Origin of the sequence: Enterobacter bugandensis (genome assembly GCF_900324475.1) — a bacterium.
In the GTDB taxonomy this organism is placed as follows: Bacteria; Pseudomonadota; Gammaproteobacteria; order Enterobacterales; family Enterobacteriaceae; genus Enterobacter; species Enterobacter bugandensis.
Map to the genome: position 1 here is coordinate 2,337,490 of NZ_LT992502.1, position 20,835 is coordinate 2,358,324.

General features: G+C 58.2%; 15 protein-coding genes. 4 read left to right on the forward strand and 11 right to left on the reverse strand.

Annotated features, from left to right (window positions below; all coding sequences use genetic code 11):
* Nucleotides 1-30: 30 nt before the first annotated feature.
* From silA to DG357_RS11435, 4 genes are read right to left on the reverse strand one after another with little or no spacing between them, the layout of a single operon-like run.
* Entirely contained in the window at nucleotides 31-3,207 is a 3,177-nt protein-coding gene (gene silA, locus DG357_RS11420) for a Cu(+)/Ag(+) efflux RND transporter permease subunit SilA (protein ID WP_088205446.1), read from the reverse strand.
* Between the two features lie 10 nt (nucleotides 3,208-3,217).
* Entirely contained in the window at nucleotides 3,218-4,468 is a 1,251-nt protein-coding gene (locus DG357_RS11425; RefSeq protein WP_088205447.1) for an efflux RND transporter periplasmic adaptor subunit, read from the reverse strand.
* Nucleotides 4,469-4,479: 11 nt separating this feature from the next.
* Nucleotides 4,480-4,821: a cation efflux system protein CusF gene (cusF, locus tag DG357_RS11430; RefSeq protein ID WP_088205448.1), complete on the reverse strand. Its 342-nt coding sequence runs from the start codon at nucleotides 4,819-4,821 to the stop codon at nucleotides 4,480-4,482.
* Nucleotides 4,822-4,844: 23 nt separating this feature from the next.
* Entirely contained in the window at nucleotides 4,845-6,230 is a 1,386-nt protein-coding gene (locus DG357_RS11435) for an efflux transporter outer membrane subunit (RefSeq protein WP_088205449.1), read from the reverse strand.
* Between the two features lie 158 nt (nucleotides 6,231-6,388).
* On the opposite strand from DG357_RS11435, the gene DG357_RS11440 reads away from it, so the two are divergent.
* A complete protein-coding gene (locus DG357_RS11440) occupies nucleotides 6,389-7,072 on the forward strand; it encodes a copper/silver response regulator transcription factor (protein ID WP_088205450.1) in 684 nt (227 codons plus the stop codon).
* Entirely contained in the window at nucleotides 7,062-8,516 is a 1,455-nt protein-coding gene (locus DG357_RS11445) for a Cu(+)/Ag(+) sensor histidine kinase (protein ID WP_088205451.1), read from the forward strand. The genes DG357_RS11440 and DG357_RS11445 overlap by 11 nt, the downstream gene beginning before the upstream one ends.
* A gap of 4 nt (nucleotides 8,517-8,520) precedes the next feature.
* Here DG357_RS11445 and DG357_RS11450 read toward each other — a convergent pair whose 3' ends face one another.
* Complete coding sequence (locus DG357_RS11450) at nucleotides 8,521-9,426, reverse strand: LysR family transcriptional regulator (protein ID WP_045260531.1); 906 nt, start codon at nucleotides 9,424-9,426, stop codon at nucleotides 8,521-8,523.
* 117 nt (nucleotides 9,427-9,543) lie between these two features.
* Between DG357_RS11450 and DG357_RS11455 the strand changes: the two genes are divergently transcribed.
* Nucleotides 9,544-10,944: an MFS transporter gene (locus DG357_RS11455; RefSeq protein ID WP_088205452.1), complete on the forward strand. Its 1,401-nt coding sequence runs from the start codon at nucleotides 9,544-9,546 to the stop codon at nucleotides 10,942-10,944.
* Between the two features lie 83 nt (nucleotides 10,945-11,027).
* Here DG357_RS11455 and DG357_RS11460 read toward each other — a convergent pair whose 3' ends face one another.
* The 3 genes from DG357_RS11460 to DG357_RS11470 are packed head-to-tail and all read right to left on the reverse strand — an operon-like array spanning nucleotide 11,028 to nucleotide 13,738.
* A complete protein-coding gene (locus tag DG357_RS11460) occupies nucleotides 11,028-12,023 on the reverse strand; it encodes a DUF2891 domain-containing protein (RefSeq protein WP_088205453.1) in 996 nt (331 codons plus the stop codon).
* Between the two features lie 9 nt (nucleotides 12,024-12,032).
* Complete coding sequence (locus DG357_RS11465) at nucleotides 12,033-13,019, reverse strand: DUF979 domain-containing protein (RefSeq protein WP_041909955.1); 987 nt, start codon at nucleotides 13,017-13,019, stop codon at nucleotides 12,033-12,035.
* Complete coding sequence (locus DG357_RS11470; RefSeq protein ID WP_028013182.1) at nucleotides 13,016-13,738, reverse strand: DUF969 domain-containing protein; 723 nt, start codon at nucleotides 13,736-13,738, stop codon at nucleotides 13,016-13,018. The genes DG357_RS11465 and DG357_RS11470 overlap by 4 nt, the downstream gene beginning before the upstream one ends.
* Nucleotides 13,739-13,937: 199 nt before the next feature.
* On the opposite strand from DG357_RS11470, the gene DG357_RS11475 reads away from it, so the two are divergent.
* Nucleotides 13,938-14,483 carry a winged helix DNA-binding protein gene (locus DG357_RS11475; RefSeq protein WP_041909953.1) on the forward strand — a complete coding sequence of 182 codons (546 nt, stop codon included), beginning with the start codon at nucleotides 13,938-13,940 and terminating at the stop codon, nucleotides 14,481-14,483.
* Between the two features lies 1 nt (nucleotide 14,484).
* On the opposite strand, the gene glgX is transcribed toward DG357_RS11475, so the two are convergent.
* From glgX to treZ, 3 genes are read right to left on the reverse strand one after another with little or no spacing between them, the layout of a single operon-like run.
* On the reverse strand, nucleotides 14,485-16,560 hold the full coding sequence (gene glgX / locus DG357_RS11480; protein WP_028013184.1) for a glycogen debranching protein GlgX: 2,076 nt from the start codon (nucleotides 16,558-16,560) through the stop codon (nucleotides 14,485-14,487).
* 15 nt (nucleotides 16,561-16,575) lie between these two features.
* Nucleotides 16,576-19,044: a malto-oligosyltrehalose synthase gene (gene treY, locus DG357_RS11485; protein WP_088205454.1), complete on the reverse strand. Its 2,469-nt coding sequence runs from the start codon at nucleotides 19,042-19,044 to the stop codon at nucleotides 16,576-16,578.
* Nucleotides 19,041-20,828 (reverse strand): malto-oligosyltrehalose trehalohydrolase, encoded by a 1,788-nt coding sequence (treZ, locus tag DG357_RS11490; RefSeq protein ID WP_088205455.1) that lies wholly within the window; start codon nucleotides 20,826-20,828, stop codon nucleotides 19,041-19,043. The genes treY and treZ overlap by 4 nt, the downstream gene beginning before the upstream one ends.
* Between the last annotated feature and the right edge of the window lie 7 nt (nucleotides 20,829-20,835).

Below are 20,835 nucleotides of genomic sequence, written 5' to 3' on the forward strand. Positions count from 1 at the left end.
TTATGAATAGGTAATTGAATAGCTAATTTATCAGCTAATGTTTACCCTGTCATCTTCAGTAAATGCTGTCATTTTTCTCTGCCTGCGCAACCAAATTAACTTATACGCCGCAGGAATAATAAACAGCGATAGCAGCGGCGCCGTGATCATCCCACCTATCATGGGCGCGGCTATCCGGCTCATAACTTCCGACCCAGCCCCCGTCCCCCAGAGTATCGGCAACAGGCCCGCAATAATCACTGCCACGGTCATCGCTTTTGGCCGCACGCGCAGCACGGCACCATGATAAAGCGCGTCATCAAGACGCTTTTCTGTGAACGTTTGCGGGCACGACAGCGCCGACTGTGCTTCAATGGCATGACGTAAATACATGAGCATGACGACGCCAAACTCAGTCGCCACTCCGGCAAGGGCGATAAATCCGGTGCCGGTCGCGACAGACATATGGAAGCCCTGCCAGTACAGGAACCAGATGCCGCCGACCAGGGCAAACGGCAGACTCATCAGGATCAGCAACGCCTCATCCACGCGCCAGAACGCCAGAAAAAGCAGAATGAAGATGATCATCAGCGTCATTGGCACCATCAGCTTCAGCTTCTTATTGGCGTGTTCGAGCAGTTCAAACTGCCCGGAGAATGTGACGCTGGTACCCGGTCTTAACTTCACGTTTTGGCCGATGGCCGTCTTAATGTCGTTCACCACTGAGACCATATCCCTGCCCCGTGCATCGATGTAAATCCAGCTGGCAGGACGCGCATTCTCCGTTTTCAACATGGTCGGACCAGATACGACCTTAATATCAGCCACATCGCCCAGCGTGATTTGCTGCTTCATCGGCGTAAGAATCGGCATCTCTCTCAGCGTCTGCGGGCTGTTCCGGTAGTCCTGAGGATAGCGAATGTTTATCGGGTACCGGGCAACGCCCTCTACCGTTTCCCCCACCGTCGCGCCGCCGATGGCCGAGGAGACAAACAGCTGCACGTCACCCACCGTCATCCCATAGCGGGAGGCTTTTTCCCGATTAATATCAATATCAATGTAGCGACCGCCCTCCAGACGTTCAGCCAGGGCTGACACCACGCCGGGCACGGTTTTCGCTACCGCCTCGATGCTTTGCGCCGTCGCGTCGATATCAGACAAAACGGTACCGGACACCTTGATACCTATCGGGCTTTTGATCCCGGTTGAGAGCATATCAATGCGGTTACGTATGGGCGGCACCCAGAGGTTAGCCAGGCCGGGCAAACGAACGGTTTTGTCCAGTTCGTCAACGATCTTGTCCATCGTCATGCCTGGCCGCCACTGATCCTCAGACTTAAGCTGAATGGTGGTTTCCACCATTTCGAGCGGCGCAGAATCCGTTGCCGTTTCAGCCTTACCGGTCTTACCAAAAACTGACGCCACCTCAGGCACGGTTTTGATTAATTTGTCCGTTGTCTGTAACAGTGCCGCCGCTTCTGCCGGCGACACGCCGGGCAGCGTGGACGGCATATAGAGCAGATCCCCCTCGTTGATCTTCGGCAGAAACTCGCCGCCCACCTGACTCAAAGGCCAAATAACAGTAAAGATGGACAAGACGGCAACGATCAGCGTTGTTTTTGGCCAGTGCAGCACCCGAACCAGAAGCGGGTGATAGGCTTTAATCAGCAGTCTGTTCAGTGGGTTACTGGTCTCGGCGGGGATTTTACCCCGGATCCAGAATCCCATCAGAATAGGGATAACAATGATGGCCAGCGCGGCTGCACCTGCCATGGAGTACGTTTTGGTAAAGGCCAGTGGACCAAACAGCCGCCCTTCCTGCCCCTCCAGGGTAAAGATGGGAATGAACGACAAGGTAATAATCAGCAGGCTGATAAACAGCGCTGGCCCCACTTCCACAGAGGCGTTGGTGATCACCTTCCAGCGAGTCGCATTATCAATCTGCTCTCGCGGATGCTGATGATCCCACTCCTCCAGCCGTTTGTGCGCGTTTTCAATCATCACGATGGCGGCATCCACCATCGCGCCGACAGCAATCGCAATCCCGCCCAGCGACATGATATTGGCGTTCAGGCCCTGGAAGTGCATGACGATAAAGGCAATACACAGGCCCAGCGGCAGAGAGACAATCGCCACCAGCGCGGATCGGACGTGCCAGAGGAACAGCGCGCAGACGATGGCCACCACAATAAACTCTTCGAGGAGCTTATAGCTCAGGTTATTAATAGAACGATCAATTAACTGGCTGCGATCGTAAGTGGTCACGATCTCAACGCCATCCGGCAGGCTGGCCTTGAGGGTCTCCAGCTTATCTTTCACCGCGGTGATAACGTCGCGTGCGTTTTTGCCCGAACGCAGGATCACCACGCCGCCCGCAACTTCCCCCTGCCCGTTCAGCTCGGCAATACCGCGCCGCATTTCCGGCCCCGTCTGTACGCGGGCAACATCACGAAGGTAAATCGGTACCCCGTTCTCGCCGGTTTTCAGGACAATGTTATTGAAATCATCCAGCGTCTGCAGATACCCGCTGGCGCGGACCATATACTCCGCTTCCGCCATTTCAACCGACGATCCCCCTGCTTCCTGGTTCGACGATTCAAGCGCCTGCTTAACCTCCGGCAGGCTAATGCCGTACTGAGCCAGTTTTAACGGATTGACCTGGATCTGATACTGCTTAACCACGCCGCCCACCGACGCGACCTCGGCCACGTTCGGGATAGTTTTCAGCTCAAATTTCAGGAACCAGTCCTGCAATGAACGCAATTCGGCGAGATCGTGTTTTCCGCTGCGATCCACCAGCGCATACTCAAATATCCAGCCCACGCCCGTGGCATCAGGGCCGATTTCAGAGCTCACCCCGGCAGGCACTTTGCCCTGAACCTGATTCAGGTACTCCATCACGCGAGACCGGGCCCAGTAGAGATCGGTGCCATCTTCAAAAATGACGTACACATACGAATCGCCAAACTGAGAAAAACCGCGCACGGTCTTTGCGCCGGGAACCGACAGCATGGTGGTCGTGAGCGGATAAGTCACCTGGTTTTCAACAATCTGCGGAGCCTGGCCGGGATAGCTTGTTTTGATAATCACCTGAACATCAGACAGATCGGGCAAGGCATCGACCGGCGTGTTGATGATGGTCCATGTCCCCCAGACACTGAGGAACAGCGCCCCCAGCATGACCAGGAAACGGTTGGCGACCGATCGCCGGATAATCCATTCAATCATCATCGTCTCCTTAATGGCCGGAATGCGCGTCGTCAGTGGTTTCAGCCTGACGCATGCGCTCCAGCGCGCCGGTAATATTGGCCTCCGAGTCAATCATGAACAGGCCGCTGACCACCACCGACTCCCCCTCTTCCAGTCCGCTACCAATGCCGGACTGCTGCTGAGATTCATGCAGTACGTGGATCGGTTTCGGCACAAAGCGCCCGTCTTCATCAACGGTAATAACGCGCTGTTCTTTTCCGGTATCAATCACGGCCTGAGAGGGGATCAGCAGCATCTCCTGACTTTGTGTATTCAGCTTCAGGTACGCATTCATGCCCGGCTTCAGCAGCTCGTCCTTGTTAGAAACCTGCAGGCGAACCTGCACCGTGCGGGTGGTCTGGTCCACGCTCGGCAGGATGTTCCATTTTTCAACCGGGAAGGTTTTATCCGGATAAGCCGGTATCGAAACAGCAAATTGTGAGGTGTCTTTCAAAAGATAAGCGATGGATTCAGGTACCGACGCGCCGATCCAGGCCGGATCCATCCCCTGTATTTGCGCTACCACCTTATCTTTGGAAATATTCATGCCGGTACGCAGGTCAAAGGCCGTAATGACCCCGTCGATGGGGGCCCTGATGGTAAACCGGGTCTGTATAGTACGGCTCGCGCGCAGCCTCTGGATATCCTCATCCGGCATACCCGCCAGCCGCAGCCGCTCAAGCACCCCTTTTATTTGCCTCGGCGTTCCGCCAGTGCCGGATAACAGCAAAAATTCACTCTGTGCCTCGACCCAGTCAGGAATAGTAATATCAATCAGCGGCGCGCCTTTCTTCACGCGATCGCCGGTGGTCAATGAGTATACTTTTTCAACGAACCCTTCCGCGCGCGCCTGCACAATTACAAACTGATAGTCGTTATAGCTGACGTTAGCCGGGATCGTCTGGGCATAATTCAGCGTTCCGCGCGTCACTTTTTGCGTTTTTATTCCCAGGTTCTGAACCTGAGCCGGGTCGATACGTATACCGGCACTGCTGTTATCCTCGTTTTCATCCGCATATTTCGGCACCAGATCCATATCCATAAATGGCGATTTACCGGGCTTATCGAATTTAACGTCGGGTTTCATCGGGTCATACCAGAAAAGCACCTCTCTTTCCGACGCGTTATTTGCCGTTTTTTCAGATGAATGAAGAGCCTGCCATGCCGTCACGGATATCAGCCCTCCTGCAATAAGGCTGCTGACTACCATGGCAGCATATTTTATTTTTAATGAGGCCATGCCGTATCTCGCTATTTAATGCTTTTGAGTAAAGAGATATTGCCCTGCTGAACAAATGAAAAATCAACCTGACTACCGGGCTTTAGTGCGTCAATACTCTCGTCAGCATTGGTAAAGGTGAAACGCATGGTCATCGCGGGCCAGCCAATAGCCGGAATAGCGTCATGAGAAATGGTGATTTTTTTATTCGTCAGATCAACCGCTTTCACAACGCCCTTACCGTGGATAATTTGCTCTGATGCTGCGTCACTGGCGGCGTTCATTGCATCGTGCTGATGAGCCTCAGCCTGGAGGCTGGCAGAAAAAACAACGGAGATCGCACCGAATAAAACGGCTTTGAGTGAATTACGCATTTTTATTTTCCTCTATGATTAAATTATTCGACCCAACCACCGCCCAGCGCGGTGAAGAGATTAATTTCATTCACCTGCCGGGCGTAAATAAGGTCGAGAATGGTTTGCTGCGTGGAAAAAAGAGAACGTTCCGCGTCGAGCACCTCGATATAGTTGACCGCACCGCTGGCATATAATCCTCTGGCACGCTGCAGGGTGACTTGCAGCGAAGCAAGATAATGCTGCTGCGCTTCAATTTGCTGGTTAATACTGCCCCGCAGCGCGAGCGCGTCGGCAACCTGTTTAAAGGCGGACTGAATTTTTTGTTCGTAATTAACAACCGACTGCTGCTGGCGAATTTCGGCCAGCGTCAGGTTGGCCTTATTCCTGCCAGCATTAAAAATGGGAAGTTCAATTTTAGGAATAAAACTCCATATTCCGCTGCCCGAGCTGAACAGGCTGGACAACTCCGTACTGCCTGCTGAAAGCTCGCTGGTCAGCGAAATGGACGGGAAAAAGGCAGCACGCGCCGCGCCGATATCCGCATCGGCCGCCTTAAGCTGATACTCCGCCTCCATAATATCCGGGCGCTGCAGCAGTATCGCCGATGAAAGATGGGAAGGCAGTTTCACCGGCGCAACGTCGCTGCCGTTCATGCCGCTGCCGCCCGGCAGTGCGCGATACGTGCCGAGGACCAGCTGCAATGCATTATTGGCCTGCGCCAGTTCCCCCTCTCTTTTGGCAATCTCTGCCTGCGTGCTGTCGATCTGTCCCCGGGCCTGTTCCAGCGCCAGGACGTTCGTGCTGCCCGTCACCAGCTGCTGCTCAACGAACGCATATGACTGCCGGTAATTCGCCAGCGTATCCCGCGCAATACGCAGCTGTTTATACGCCAGCTGCTGGTTGAAATAGCTCTGCGCCACGTTAGAGACAAGCAGGATATGCACCGCGCGGCGGGCTTCCTCGCTGGCGAAATAGCGCTGTCGGTCGGCCTCGCTCATGTTTCTGAGTTTGCCGAAAAAGTCGAGATCGTAGCTAAGTCCAAGCCCCGCGTCGTACTGCTGTGAGGTGGGTTTATCACCTTTCAGCCCACCGCTGTAGGTGATACCCGAATCTGCATTCAACTGAGGATAACGGTCCGCATCCGTCACGTTGAACTGCGCCCGGGCTTCTTCAACCTTCAGGGCGGCCATTTTAATATCGCGGTTGTTCTTCAGGGCTTCCGCAATCAGCCCGGCAACCTGAGGAGCGACAAAAAAGCGGCGCCAGCCGGTGTCCTGATACCCCGGCATCGCTGGCGTCAGGCCGTTACGCGAGAGCGAAAACTGCTGGGGTACCGGCAACGCGGGCCGCTGGTATTCAGGCGCCAGCGAGACGCAGCCCGCCAGGATAAATACCGTACTGATGCTTAGTCGTTTTAACAGGAACATAACGCTTCTCGTCCAGAGTTTGACGAGGGCTACTCTACGGAACGCATCCTGTTTGCCGGGTGACAGGATAATGACAATGTTGTCATTTTTAACGTAAGTCATTGTTAACGTCGGTACGCTCACTAGAATGTCATCAGCAGCCAGTCAGGGGGAGCACGATGAAAATACTGATCGTTGAAGACGAAATGAAAACCGGTGAGTACCTCAGCAAAGGGCTGACTGAAGCGGGGTATGTCGTGGACCACGCTGACAATGGCCTGTCCGGATACCATCTCGCCATGACCGCCGAATACGATCTGCTGATCCTGGATATCATGCTGCCCGATGTGAACGGCTGGGATATTGTCCGCATGCTCCGCTCGGCCGGTAAAGGGATGCCGATACTGTTACTCACGGCGCTCGGCACGATTGAGCACCGGGTTAAAGGGCTTGAGCTGGGCGCGGATGATTATCTCATCAAGCCTTTCGCCTTTGCTGAGCTGCTCGCCCGAGTAAGGACGCTGCTAAGACGCGGGAATACGGTGATCGCGGAAAGCCAGCTTCATACTGCCGACCTGACGGTTGACCTCGTGTCGCGAAAGGTGAGCCGGGCCGGAAACCGCATTTTACTGACCAGCAAAGAGTTCATCCTGCTGGAGTTTTTCCTGCGTCATCAGGGAGAGGTGCTGCCCCGCTCCCTGATTGCCTCCCAGGTGTGGGACATGAATTTTGACAGCGACACGAACGCGATTGACGTGGCGGTTAAGCGGCTGCGGGCGAAAATCGATAACGATTATGAACCGAAGCTGATCCAGACGGTGCGCGGCGTGGGCTATATGCTGGAGGCGCCCGATGCGCGCTAAGCCCTTCAGACGCCCTTTTTCGCTTGCCCTGCGACTGACCTTTTTTATCAGCCTCTCCACGATACTGGCCTTTTTCGCCTTCACGTGGTTTATGCTGCATTCCGTTGAAAAACATTTCGCCGAGCAGGACATCAGCGACCTGCAGCAGATCAGCACCGCGATGCACCGCATCCTGCAGTCCCCGGCCGATCCCGACCAAAAGAAAATCAGCAAGCTTAAAGAGTCGATTGCCAGCTACCGCAACGTGGCCGTTCTGCTTCTGGATCCGCAGGGAAAGACCCTGTTCAGCTCGGCGCAAGGGGCGGCGTTACGCCCTGCAATGAACGCGGCAGACTTTAGCGCACACCGTCGCGCGCAGGATGTTTTTCTCTGGACGGTTGAAGACCCTGCCGCCCCCATGCACGCCGGGCCCGACATGAAAAGGGAAACGTACCGGATTATCGCCTCTTCGGGCACGGCGACGCTGCAGGGTGAAGCCCGGAACTACGTTATGCTGATCGGCCTTTCCATTAATTTTCATCTGCACTACCTGGAAGCACTGAAGAAGAATCTGTTTGCCATTGCCGCGGTAATCAGCCTGCTGATTATTCTCATTATTCGCATCGCGGTGCGCCAGGGTCACCTGCCCCTGCGTAACGTCAGCAACGCCATTAAAAATATCACCTCAGAAAACCTGGACGCGCGGCTGGAACCCTCCCGCGTGCCCGTTGAGCTGGAGCAGCTGGTTATCTCCTTCAATCATATGATCGAAAAGATTGAAGACGTCTTTACCCGGCAGGCGAATTTTTCCGCCGACATCGCGCATGAAATAAGAACCCCCATCACCAACCTGGTAACGCAAACCGAAATTGCGCTGAGCCAGAACCGCTCTCCTAAGGAGCTGGAAGATGTGCTGTACTCCAGCCTTGAAGAGTACAACCGGATGACCCGGATGGTCAGCGACATGCTATTCCTGGCGCAGGCGGATAATAATCAGCTGATCCCGGACCGGGTGATGTTTGATTTGCGTGGCGAGGTCGTGAAAGTGTTCGATTTCTTCGAAGCCTGGGCGGAAGAACGTAACATCACGCTGAACGTTAACGGGCAGCCCTGCCTGACGGAAGGCGATCCGCAGATGTTCAGAAGAGCGATTAACAATCTGCTCTCCAATGCCCTGCGCTATACGCCGGAAGGAAACGCGGTGACCGTCTCGCTCAGTGAACAGGAAAACGATGTTGAACTGGTGGTTGAAAACCCCGGCACGCCGATCCCGCAAGAACATCTGCCGAGGCTGTTTGACCGTTTTTATCGGGTGGATCCTTCCAGGCAGCGCAAAGGCGAAGGGAGCGGAATTGGGCTTGCCATCGTGAAGTCCATCGTCGCTGCGCATCACGGAAAAGTTCGCGTGGAATCGGATGCGGTATCGACGCGCTTCATTCTCTCCGTGCCGAAAAAAGTGGCCTGAGCCGTCAGCGTACAGCGCGGCACACCTCCAGCACCTTTTCCCTGAGCCAGCGATGCGCCGGGTCCTTTTCCATGCGCGGATGCCACATCTGTGACACCGTAATGCTCCGGGTTTTAAACGGCAGTTCAAAGACGTGCACGCGCTCGGTCATTGGCTGATTGAGCAGATAGAGCGCCGGCACCATGGCAACGAGATCGGAGACCATCGCCACCGATAACGCCGTCGGGAACCCTGGCACCACGCTGGCAATTTTGCGCTTCATCCCGCGTTCCGCCAGCGCCTCATCGACAAACCCGTGTAACGAGCCGTCGGGCGAGGCCACCACGTGCCCCCAGGCGACATAATCCTCCAGGCTGACTGACGACAGCGAGGCCAGCGGATGCCCCTGGCGCACCGCGCCAACAAACCGGTCCTGAAAGAGCCGTTGCAGACGAATTTCAGGCCCCATATTGCTCTGCACGCCGATCTCCAGGTCAACCAGCCCCTCACGCAGATAGCGCGACGTTTTCTCAGGTTTCGGCGAAAAGCGAATGCAGACGTCGGGCGCCACCGCCGCCACTGCGGCAATGAGCAGTGGCCCAAACGCCACCACAAAGCCGTCGTTGGCTCGGATGGTGAACAGGCGCTCCATACGCTCAACATTCAGCGTTTCCGTGGAGGGTTGCAGTACCGCCCTTGCCTCATGCACGGCGCTTCTGGCCCGGTCCCGGGTGGCTTCGGCCCAGGGCGTCAGCACCATCTGCCGACCGGCCCGCACCAGGATAGGATCGCCTGTCACCTCCCGCAGCCTGCTCAGGGTGCGGCTCATGGCGGAGGTGCTCAGGTTTAAGCGCCGCGCCGCGCCAGCCACGCTGGCTTCGGCCAGCAGAACGTCGAGCGCAACCAGAAGGTTAAAGTCAGGATCGGACACGATGGCTCCTCCAATAAGGCGTTATATGCAACGATAAAGTGCAAGCGCTGCGTCTTCCGCCCTGTATACCCCATGATTATAGTTTCGTCATCACTATTCTTATGCGGAGTAACGACGATGACGCTCTTTTCAAACCAGCCCGGCGATGAAGGCTTACCCGGTCATGAACGCGCCCGGGTGATGGCCGCCGTCATGACCACCACGCTGATGGGCGTCTTTGACGGCACCATGATCAACATCGCGCTGCCCTCCATGGCAAGGGCGATGCAGGTCCCCGCGAACGTTGCGGTGTGGTTTGCCAACGGTTATCTACTATCGGCGGCAATGACGCTGGCCATCTTCGCGGCGCTGGCGGCGCGTGTGGGCTTTCGACCGGTTTTTCTTGCCGGGCTTGCCACCTTTACGCTCACCTCGCTCGGCTGCGCGCTGGCGAAAACGCCCGACATGCTGATCGGGATGCGTATTCTGCAGGGCATCGGCGGCGCGGCTACCCTGAGTATCGCCCCGGCGATCCTGCGTTCCGTTTTTCCGGGGCGACTGCTTGGGCGCATTCTGGGGCTGCACGCCCTGCTTATTGCTTCCAGCACGGCGATTGCCCCTGTGCTGGGGGGAACGATACTGGACGCGCTGAGCTGGCAGTGGCTTTTCGCCATTAACCTTGTTCCGGGCAGTATTGCCCTGTTTCTGGCATGGCGGGCGTTGCCGCGCCAGTCGGACGTTGACCGCTCCCCCTTTGATGCGCCGGGCGCCGCGCTCTCCGCCGTGCTGTTAGGTTCTGCAATCATGCTGGCCGACAGCCTTCAGCACATCACGCAAGGCATTAACCCGGCAGCCGCAGGCTGGGGGCTTCTCACGCTGGTCAGCGCTATCGCCTTCGTCTGGCGTATTCGGCGCGCGCGCAGTCCCATACTGCCGCCCGTTATGTTCAGAAATGGACGCTTCACCCTCGCCGCCCTGACCTCGCTGGCCTCGTTTGTCAGCCAGGGGATCACCTTTGTCGCGCTGCCGTTCCTGTTTCAGAGCGTGTATGGCTTCAGCCCGGTGGTTTCGGCGCTGCTGTTCACCCCGTGGCCAATGGGCATCGTGCTGATCGCACCGCATGCGGGGCGCTGGGCAGATACCCTTTCCGCGCCGCTGATCTCGACTATCGGCCTGATGATTTTTGTCGGTGGGCTGGTCCTGCTGGCGACGTTGCCGGAAAATCCGTCCGTATGGAATATCTGCCTGCGCAGTCTGGTTTGCGGGATTGGGTTTGGCTGCTTCCAGAGCCCCAATAACCGGGAAATGCTCTCTAATGTGGCACGGGAATATGCCAGCTATGCCTCAGGGGTGTTGTCTATCGTCAGGACGTTCGGGCAATGTCTGGGGGCCGCCACCGTGGGGGTGCTGCTTGCGACGACCGGATCAGACCACGATCGGGCCGTGCATCTGGCACTGTGGATCGCGGTCATCGCCTCGACGGGATCGGTTTTGTTTAGCCTGAGCAGGCTGCGCCCTGCGGTTCGGGCATCAGCCTGAATCGCCCGGCGGCGCTACGTTTGTACGGGACAACGGCCGGGTAAGGCATAGCCGCCACCCGGCAAAAATGACAACTCGTTCGTTTACTCCAGCGCCAGCAACGCAAAGCTCGCCAGCCAGTGCCCGCCGCTGTAGTGGCTGCCCACCACGTGCCCGACGCTTGCCGCCAGGTGTTTTGCCACGGCATCACGCAAGGCCTGCTGGGCCGGGTGGTTTACCGGAAGCGCCCTGGCAATATGCTTCATACACCAGGCGCGGCTGAGGTTTAACCCATCCAGATGGGCAATTTTCGGGTCGGTACGGTCGCTCACTTGCGCCGGGTTCATCAGCGCCGCAATGGAGCCGATATCCGGCAGAAACGCGTCAAACCAGGCCGGGAAATTCTCTGCGACCTTGCTCATCAGCAGCGCTTCCGTCAGCGCACCAGAGATGTACTCATCGCCACCCGGCTCGTAATGGGCCGGGTAGCGCGTGTCGGCGAGATAAAACCGCTCCGCCGCCGTCACAATCGCCTGCTCAAGCGCGCTATCTTCCACGGCTCGGGCGTAGTCCAGCCCCAGCGCGAGGGCAAACGCCGTGTTGTAGTGCGTTCCGACGCGGATCGGATAGGTTAGCTTGCTGAGGTAACCCACCAGTCGGTTGCGAATATCCTGGGTGAGCGGCTCCAGCGTCTGGTACCAGCCTGCGGCCTGCGGCAGCGACGATTGTTTCAGTTCCTGGGCCAGCGCCAGCAGCCATCCGTAGCCATACGGCCGCTCAAACGAGGCGCGGAACGGCGCGGTGAAATAGTCTAGCTCCTTCGCCACGTTCTCGTCGGTCAGGTGCTCGTCGAAAAGCGCGACGATGTCATTCCGACACGGTAGATCAGGATAGAGGCGCACGCAGCGCAGCAGCAGCCAGTAGCCGTGCACCGCCGAGTGCCAGTCGAAACAGCCGTAGAAAATCGGGTGCAGCTCGCGAGGCGGCAGAACGTCACCGTCATCATTCAGCAGATGCATGATGTGGTTCGGGTATTCCTGGCGCAAATAGGTCAAAGGCATGCGGGCAAACGCGTCAGCCTGATGTTGCGTCAATTCCATAACAGCTCCTTAGCGAAACACGAGGAAATACATGAGGAACACGTTCACCACCAGCAGGGTTAACGCGGTCGGGATCTGGATCTTGATCACCTGATATTTGTCTTTCAGCTCCAGCAGCGCGGCGGGAACGATATTGAAGTTCGCGGCCATCGGCGTCATCAGCGTGCCGCAGTAGCCCGCGTACATGCCGATCGCCAGCAGCGGCGCCGGGTTGCCGTGATGCACGTTGATCAGGAACGGCAAGGCGATCCCCGCGCTCAGCACCGGGAAGGCCGCAAAGGCGTTACCCATGATCATGGTAAACAGCGCCATCCCCACGCAGTAAATGACCACCAGCATGAAGCGGCTGTCCGGGTTCACGAACAGGCTCACCACCTTCTGCACCGAATCACCGGTATTGGCCGCCACGAACACGCCGCCGAGCATGGCCAGCATCTGCGGCAGGATCACCGCCCAGCCGATGGTATCGACAAGACGACGGGACTGGCGAATGGCGTGCAGCGGCGTGCCTTTGGTCAGCCACCAGCCGGTGAGGATCGCCGCGACGCAGGCCACGCACAGCGCCGCCAGAGTGAGCTGTTTCTGGTCGAGAAGGTAAACGCCGCCAATCGACACCCCCTTCAGGAACAGCGTCCCGATTACCGTCACCACCGGGATCATCAGCGCGGGCAGGAACAGCCAGTTTTTAAGGCGGTTTGACGAGGCAATGCGCTCCTCGTCGGAGGCCATTTTATAGTGGCCTTTCCCGACCAGGCCAAAACCCGCCAGCAGCGCGATAGCGATAACGCAACCGCCAACGATCCGGTACGCCAGCGATTTGCCCAGCTCCTGAACCATCAGGTCACCGAACAGGAAGATACCGCCGAATAAAAACCAGAACAGCGCGGTGGTAAAACGCTTCGGATTAGCGCGGTCGCGCAGGGTCATGACAACCAGCAGCATCACAACAAAGCCGATCAGGTAATACACGCGGTTAATGGTGATAAGCGTCATCATTGCGCGGCCCCCTGCGTACCCTGCTCTGCACGCCAGGCCATGACGTCGCGGCGGATGCTGGCATCCAGGCGCAGCAGGCGCGTCATATGAATAATCAATGCCGCAATGGCGGTGGGAATGGCCCACAGGCCGATGTGCAGCGGCTCGATCCCTTCGATCCCGTTTTCCTTCAGAAACGCGTCAATCAGCAGCACCGCACCGAAGGCGATAAAGATATCTTCCCCAAAGAAGACCGCGATGTTGTCGCACGCCGCGGCATGGGCCTTGATTTTGTCGCGAATGTGCTGCGGCAGTTCGCCGTATTCGTTCAGCGCTGCCCCTTCGGCCATCGGGGCCAGCAGCGGGCGTACCGTCTGGGCATGGCCGCCCAGCGACATCAGCCCCAGCGCGGCGGTGCCTTCACGCGCCACGAAGTAGAGCATCAGAATACGCGCCGAGGTGGCGCTGGCGATCTTCGCCACCCAGGCCTGGGCGCGCTCTTTAAGCCCGTAATATTCCAGCAGACCAATTACCGGCAGGATCAGGATGAAGGTCGCCAGCGATCGGCTATTGACGAACTTCTCGCCAAAGGTCTCCAGCAGCATCCCGAAATCCATCCCGACCAGCAGGCCCGTTGCCAGCCCCGCCACCACGACGACCAGCAGCGGGTTGAAGCGCAGTGCAAAACCAATGACCACGATCGGTATCCCGATCAGCGGCAACAGCGTAGTACCGTCCATAACGTTTACCCTATCGAAAGTGAGCGTTGCGCGCCGACGGCTATTTTTTTAATTTGCGGCGAGCGATGTTGTGTTTTTCGTCAGGCTTCACAAAACCTGCGCTAAAAAGCTATATCTGAACCTCAAAAACATGTAAACAAATTATCAATAAAATGTTCTTATTTTATCGACGAGTTTACATTTCTGGCTAAGGAACGTTATGACCTCGAAAAAGAGTGCTTCACCCGATTGCAACGATATCAACGATGGCCGGATCGTCTCCTCCCGCCATCTGGTGTCGGAGCGCTGCGCGGAACTGTCAGAGCTGGAGTACGCGCTGATCATGACCGGCAACGCGTTTAACAAGTGGATGGTGCGCTGCATGGCCGCAGCCGGAGAGCCGGATATGGGCGCTTTTGACGTCTCGCTGCTGCATCACGTGAACCACCGCGACCGCAAGAAAAAGCTGGCCGATATCTGCTTTGTTCTCAACGTGGAAGATACGCATGTAGTGACATATGCCCTGAAAAAGCTGGTTAAAGCGGGCTACGTGACGAGCGAGAAAGCGGGTAAAGAGCTCTTTTTCTCCACCACGGAGGAAGGGAAAGCGTTGTGCATGAAGTACCGAGACGTGCGCGAAGCGTGTCTGATCGCCATTCATGCGGAGAGCGGCATTTCCGGGAAATCCATCGGCGAAACCGCGCAGCTGCTACGCGCGATCTCCTCCCTGTATGACACCGCCGCCCGCGCGGCGGCATCACTCTGAATTACGGACGTCTGAACAGGGTAATGCTGCGTCCGGCCAGTTCGTACTCTACGGTTTCGGTGAACGCTGTTCCGGCGGCAGCGTCATCCGCCGTAGACAGCTCCAGCACCCATCCCCCTTCGCCAAACTGCGGGATCTGGAACGGCACGGTACCTTCAAACGGATTGAACAGCATCAGCACGTCGTGCCAGATGCCGTCCTCCTGCTGAAGATCCGGCCTGCTGATGGAGACCCCGAGCGTTGAGCCTTCATCCCACTGCTCGGCCTGCTGCGGACCGCCTCCGGCATTGAACCAGCGGATCTCCAGCCCGTCGCGCCAGCTCTCACGACGCAACAGCGGCTGCTGCGCGCGCAGGGCAATGAGCCGGCGGGTGAACTCGCGCAGCGCCGCGTCGTTTTCGGACAGCCCCTTCCAGTCGATCCATGAGATCTCGCTGTCCTGGCAGTAGCCGTTGTTGTTGCCCTTCTGCGTGCGGCCAAACTCGTCCCCCGCCAGCAGCATCGGCGTACCGTGGGAGAAAAGCAGCGTGGTCAGGAAATTACGCTTCTGCCGTTCGCGGGTGGCGATAATGTCCGGGTTCTCCGTCGGCCCTTCTTCGCCATAGTTGTACGACCGGTTATCGTTATGCCCGTCGTTATTGTCCTCGCCGTTGTCGGCGTTGTGCTTCTCGTTGTACGACACCAGGTCATTCAGCGTAAAGCCGTCGTGGGCGGTGATAAAGTTGACGCTGGCCCACGGGCGACGCCCGCGCAGGTCGTACAGATCCCCGGAGCCCAGCAGACGCGCGGCAAAGTCCGTCGAGACGTTGTCCCCCTTCCAGTACTCGCGCACGGTATCGCGGTATTTGTCGTTCCACTCTCCCCAGCCTGGCGGGAAGCCACCGACCTGATAGCCGCCGGGGCCAATATCCCAGGGCTCGCCAATCAGCTTGAGCTTAGAGAGCACCGGATCCTGGGTAACGGCGTCGAAAAAGCCCCCGCGCGGATCGAACCCCTCAGGCTCGCGGCCCAGAATCGTCCCCAGGTCGAAACGAAAACCGTCAATGTGCATGGATTCGGCCCAGTAGCGCAAGGAATCCATCACCATCTGCAGCACGCGCGGGTGCGAGGTATTCACCGTGTTCCCCGTCCCGGTGTCGTTAATGTAATACCGGTGCTGGTCCGGCAGCGTGCGATAGTAGCTGTAGTTATCAATGCCCTTGAATGAAAGCGTCGGCCCCAGCTCGTTACCTTCCGCCGTGTGGTTGTAGACCACGTCCAGAATCACCTCGATGCCCGCGTCATGATAGGCGCGCACCATGTCGCGAAAGCCCTGGATCCCCGCCGGGCCGTAGTAGCGTGACGCCGGAGCAAAAAAGCCGAGCGTGTTATAGCCCCAGAAGTTCTTCAGGCCACGGTCGAGCAGATGCTGGTCGTCCGGGAACCAGTGAACGGGCAGCAGCTCCACCGAGGTAATGCCCAGACTCTTGATGTAGTCGACCGAGGCTTTGTGTCCCATCCCCTCGAAGGTCCCGCGCAGCTCGGGCGGGATGGCCGGGTTCATCTGGGTGAAACCCTTTACGTGGCTCTCATAGACGACGGTATGTGGCCAGGGCACGTTTGGCCGGTTGTTGTCCTGCCAGTCAAAAGCGTTCGGGTCGATAACCTTGCATTTCGGCGTGAACGGCGCGCTGTCCCGCGTATCGAAGCTAAGATCCAGTTCGTCGTGCCCCAGCTCATAGCCGAAATGGGCGTCGTTCCAGTCGATATCGCCCACCAGTTCACGGGCATACGGGTCAATAAGCAGCTTATGCGGGTTAAAGCGGTGACCGTTTTCCGGATCGTAGGGGCCGTAGACGCGATAGCCGTACAGCGCACCGGGTTTCAGGTCAGGCACATAGCCGTGCCAGACCTCATGGGTATACTCCGGCAGTTCCAGCCGGGCGATTTCTGTTTTCCCGGACGGGTCAAACAGACAGAGCTCCACCCGCTCCGCGTGCGCGGAGAACAGCGCGAAGTTAACGCCCTTCCCGTCATAATTCGCACCCAACTGCTGGCCATGACCGGCCCGAATTTCAAACGTAGTTTCCTTTGCCATTTTCGTTCTCCACGATTATTCGCAGGTAAGCAGAACCAGTACACATCCCTTTTCTGACGTTAAATCCAGCGTCTCTTGCAGAATGCGGCTTTCACCGCTGAACAGATCCCGATAGCGCTTCCCGGCCAGTTCGTCGGGTATCGCTACCGTGGTATTGACCCACAGCTGATGATTATCGGTGATGCCAAAAACCAGACGCGGCACGGCAACTATCAGCGCCTCCTCGTCTTTAACGCGCGCATAGACAATCAGGTTCTCCTCGCGCTCGCCGGAAACCTTGAGCGGCAGCCAGTCGCCGTAGCGGAAAAGCGCGTCGTAATGCGGTCGAAGCCGCAGCAGCGTGGCGGTGACAAACTGCTTTACCCTGCCGTCCCGCCAGCACGCCGGGTTTTCAAACACTGGAGCATCCGCCGCGCTGAGGTTTTGCACCAGCGCGTTGAAGTCCGGCTCCCGCCGGTTATCCGGGTCGACGAGGCTAAAGTTGAGCGCCTCGCTGCCCTGATAGATATCCGGCACGCCGGGCGCCGTCAGCTTGATGACCGTCTGGCTGAGGCTGTTCATCAGCCCGGCGCGGATAAAGGGCTGCATCGCCTCGCTGAAATCATGCAGGAACGGGGCGTTATCCGGGGAAAGCAGATGCCGCGCATAGCTCAGTACCACGCTCTCATAGCTCTCGTTGCTGTCGATCCAGTCGGTGCGCTGCTTCGCCTCGCGAAGCGCTTTCTCAAGGAAGCCGAGGAAACGCGTCTCCAGCGATGCAAGCCCTTCGGCATCGTCAGGCGACAGCGTGGCGGGCCAGACGCCCGCCAGCGCCTGATAGATCATCCACGTATCTGCGGCGTTCGGCGCGGTGCCGTCGTTGAGAAAACGCACCTGAGTCTGGTTCATCTGCCGCCAGCGGGCGAGATTTTCTCCCCAGCGTTCCGGCGCCTCCGTCAGGGTGTAGAGCCGCGCCCGGGCGTCTTCTCCGCGCTTGGTATCGTGCGTGGAGGTGCCCAGCAGCGCGTCGGGCTGACGGGCGAGACGAATGCGCATCTCCTGGTGAAAGCGGGATAACGAGAACGCGCGCGGCGTCGGGTCAGCGCCCACTTCATTGAGCGCAAGCTCAAGGTTCAGACGGAAAAACAGCGTATCTTCCACCGACTTCGCCATCAGCGGCCCGGTCAGCTGCTGGAAGCGGGTTCTGAAAAGCGCGGCGCAGTCGCGGCAATCTTCCGGCAGATCGCCGGTAAGAATGCGCACAATCAGGCTGAGCGCCGCTTCCGACGTCTCCACGCTGGCGACTACGCAGTTAAGCAGCGCCACGTCAGGCGGGGTTAGTCCCTCGCGAGTGCCGTAGGTGCGGTACACCGGAAAAGCGATAAGCAACTCGCGCAGCGCGTGGCGGATCTCCTCGCGCGGCAGCGCAACGTCATTGCGGCGGGCCAGATCGTCCGCAAGGTTTAGCAGCGTGGTGAACTCGCCCTCAAAATTACGATCGGTCATCAGACCCTTGGCATCGCGCAGTTCGGCGTGGCGATCGACCGTGACGCCCAGCGTCTCGTCGTGGATTGTCTCCAGGCGCGAGAGGTTATCGTCGTCGACCAGCACCTCTGCCAGCGAGGCGATAAACTCGTAGCCGGTGGTGCCGGAAACCGGCCAGTCGGTGGGGAGCTGCTCTCCCTTCGCGAGAATTTTTTCGACCGTGATGTAACAGTCAGGTCCGGCTGCCTGCCGCAGCTTCTGCAAATAACCCAGCGGATCGGCCAGGCCGTCAATATGGTCAATGCGCAGGCCGTCAACCACGCCCGCGTGAACCAGCTCAAGAATGAGACGGTGCGTATCGTCGAAGACCGCCTCGTCTTCAACTCGTACACCTACAAGACCGGTGATCTCGAAGAAGCGCCGCCATGAGAGCTGCTTCGGCGCTTCCCGCCAGGACATAAGCCGCCAGCTCTGCAGCTCATGCAGTTCGGCGATACTTTTGTCCTCGCTGTACGTGCCCGGATTAAGCGGGTACGCCGTGTCGTAATAGACCAGAGAGACTTTATTCGTGACAGTGTCACGTTTTAACGTAATGGCACCCTTCTCCAGCTCCGCCTCAAAGGTGTCTCCGAGAAACGGCAGCGTAAGCGGGCGCGACGCGTCGATATCGAAATAGCGGAAATAGCGGCTCTGCTGGCCATATTCAATCACGTCCCGCCACCAGGCGTTTTCCAGCGAGGTGGACATATGGTTCGGGACAATATCCAGAATCAGCCCCATGCCAGCCTGCCTGAGCGCCGCGGCCATGCGGTCAAACCCTGCCCGACCGCCAATCGCGGGGTCAATTTCATTCGGGTTGGTCACGTCATAGCCGTGGGTGGAACCCGTTGTAGCGGTAAACACGGGCGAGGCGTAGAGGTGGCTGATGCCGAGGTCTTTCAGATACGGCACCAGCTCGACAGCGCGGTCAAACGTCATGCCGTTGCGGAACTGAATACGGTACGTGGCGGAAGGGATCATAACGATGCGTCTCCATCAGCAAAGCGAACGACAATACTGTTCGGCGGCAAAACGTCGTTTACCTCCGGCCAGGCGAAGCGCGTCTCCCCTGCAAGCGCGGGCACGTCGACAGGCTTATGGCCGATATTGAGCGCCAGAGAGAGCGTCCCGGACGGGAAGCGCCAGCTCACCGTCACCATGCCGGGCGCGGTCTCGATCGCCTTGCCTTCAACGATGCCACCCTGATGCAGAAGCGGAACGATATAGCGATGGCGCAACGTCAGCAGGTGGCGGGTGAAGCGCAGCCACGTTTTCCCTTCGTCGGTAGCAATCTTATGCCAGTCGAGCTTTGAGCGAACGAAGGTGTTAACGTCGTTCGGATCCGGGACGGCTTCATCGTGCCCGGCGTGGCCGGTAAACTCTTTCGCGCGCCCTTCCCGCACCGCTTTTGCCAGGTCGCCGTGAAAATCGGTGAAGAACAGGAAAGGATGCGTTTCACCGAACTCCTCGCCCATAAACAGCAGCGGGATATGGGGAGAGAGCAGCAGCGCGGCAAGCAGCACCCGCGTCCTGTCGGCCCCCGCGAGGGTGATGAGCCGCTCCCCCTGGGCGCGATTCCCGGTCTGATCGTGGTTTTGAATGAAATCGACGAAGAACTGCGGCGGCTGGGTACGGCACTCCACCCCGCGAGATTCTCCGGTTTGCAGCGAAATCTCGCCCTGGTAGACAAACCCTTCCGCCAGCGCACGGGCGAACTTTTTCTCCGGCTCACACGCAAAATCCTGGTAGTAGGCGTGCGTTTCGCCGGTGGCAAACACGTGGGCAGCATTGTGGAAGTCATCATTCCACTCGGCGGTGAACAGCGGCGTGTTGCCCTCTTCATCGCGCGGATGCAGGAAAATCACGTTGCGGCTGTCTTCCGTTGTCAGGTGAACGTGACGATGCGGGATCGCCTCGCGGATCTTCGCGGCAATCTCCTCCAGAATGTGCGTCCCGGAGCTGTCTTTAATCTGGTCGATGGCATCAAAGCGCAGGCCGTCCAGACGGTACTCCGTCAGCCAGTAGAGCGGTGCGTCGGTGATGTACTGCCTCACCGGCTCGCGCTCGTAAGCGATGCCGTTGCCCCACGGCGTCATTCGATCCGCATCAAAAAACGCGGGCGACAGCAGAGGGAGATAATTCCCCTCCGGGCCGAAGTGGTTGAGCACGATATCCAGCACCACGGAAAGCCCGAGCCCGTGCGCGGCGTCGATAAACGCGTGAAACTCCTCCGGCGTGCCGTAGGCCACGTGCGGGGCATACAGCAGCACGCCGTCGTAGCCCCAGCCGCGGGTTCCTCCAAACTGGGAAACGGGCATCACTTCAAGCTGGGTGATACCGAGCTCCGCCAGATAGGGCAGCTTGTCGATGGCCGCCCGGAAGGTGCCCTCCGGGGTAAAGGTGCCGACGTGCAGCTCGTAAATGACCGTCTCTTCCCACGGCCGCCCTGCCCAGTCCCGGTTAACCGGCTGATAGCGTCGGGGATTGATAACAACCGATGGCCCGTTAACGTCGCCCTTTTGCGCGCGCGATGCCGGGTCGGGTACCGCCATGCCGTCCTGCAGGACAAACTGATACTCTGCACCGTGCGTGACGCCAGAAACGTCTGCCTGGAACCAGCCGTGCCCCACCGCCGTCATCGGCACGTCGGTGGCGGCCAGACGTAGCGTAAGTTCTTTCTGTCCTTCTGCCCAGACGCGAAAACGTACCACGTCATCGGAAATAAACTCAGCACCCCACTGCTTTTGAAATGTCCTGAATTCCATTCATTGT

Bases quoted from the DNA above. Each gene is read 5' to 3' on its own strand.
- silA (WP_088205446.1), bottom strand. From the start codon at position 3,207: ATGATTGAATGGATTATCCGGCGATCGGTCGCCAACCGTTTCCTGGTC.
- DG357_RS11425 (WP_088205447.1), bottom strand. From the start codon at position 4,468: ATGGCCTCATTAAAAATAAAATATGCTGCCATGGTAGTCAGCAGCCTT.
- cusF (WP_088205448.1), bottom strand. From the start codon at position 4,821: ATGCGTAATTCACTCAAAGCCGTTTTATTCGGTGCGATCTCCGTTGTT.
- DG357_RS11435 (WP_088205449.1), bottom strand. From the start codon at position 6,230: ATGTTCCTGTTAAAACGACTAAGCATCAGTACGGTATTTATCCTGGCG.
- DG357_RS11440 (WP_088205450.1), top strand. From the start codon at position 6,389: ATGAAAATACTGATCGTTGAAGACGAAATGAAAACCGGTGAGTACCTC.
- DG357_RS11445 (WP_088205451.1), top strand. From the start codon at position 7,062: ATGCGCGCTAAGCCCTTCAGACGCCCTTTTTCGCTTGCCCTGCGACTG.
- DG357_RS11455 (WP_088205452.1), top strand. From the start codon at position 9,544: ATGACGCTCTTTTCAAACCAGCCCGGCGATGAAGGCTTACCCGGTCAT.
- DG357_RS11460 (WP_088205453.1), bottom strand. From the start codon at position 12,023: ATGGAATTGACGCAACATCAGGCTGACGCGTTTGCCCGCATGCCTTTG.
- DG357_RS11465 (WP_041909955.1), bottom strand. From the start codon at position 13,019: ATGATGACGCTTATCACCATTAACCGCGTGTATTACCTGATCGGCTTT.
- DG357_RS11470 (WP_028013182.1), bottom strand. From the start codon at position 13,738: ATGGACGGTACTACGCTGTTGCCGCTGATCGGGATACCGATCGTGGTC.
- DG357_RS11475 (WP_041909953.1), top strand. From the start codon at position 13,938: ATGACCTCGAAAAAGAGTGCTTCACCCGATTGCAACGATATCAACGAT.
- glgX (WP_028013184.1), bottom strand. From the start codon at position 16,560: ATGGCAAAGGAAACTACGTTTGAAATTCGGGCCGGTCATGGCCAGCAG.
- treY (WP_088205454.1), bottom strand. From the start codon at position 19,044: ATGATCCCTTCCGCCACGTACCGTATTCAGTTCCGCAACGGCATGACG.
- treZ (WP_088205455.1), bottom strand. From the start codon at position 20,828: ATGGAATTCAGGACATTTCAAAAGCAGTGGGGTGCTGAGTTTATTTCC.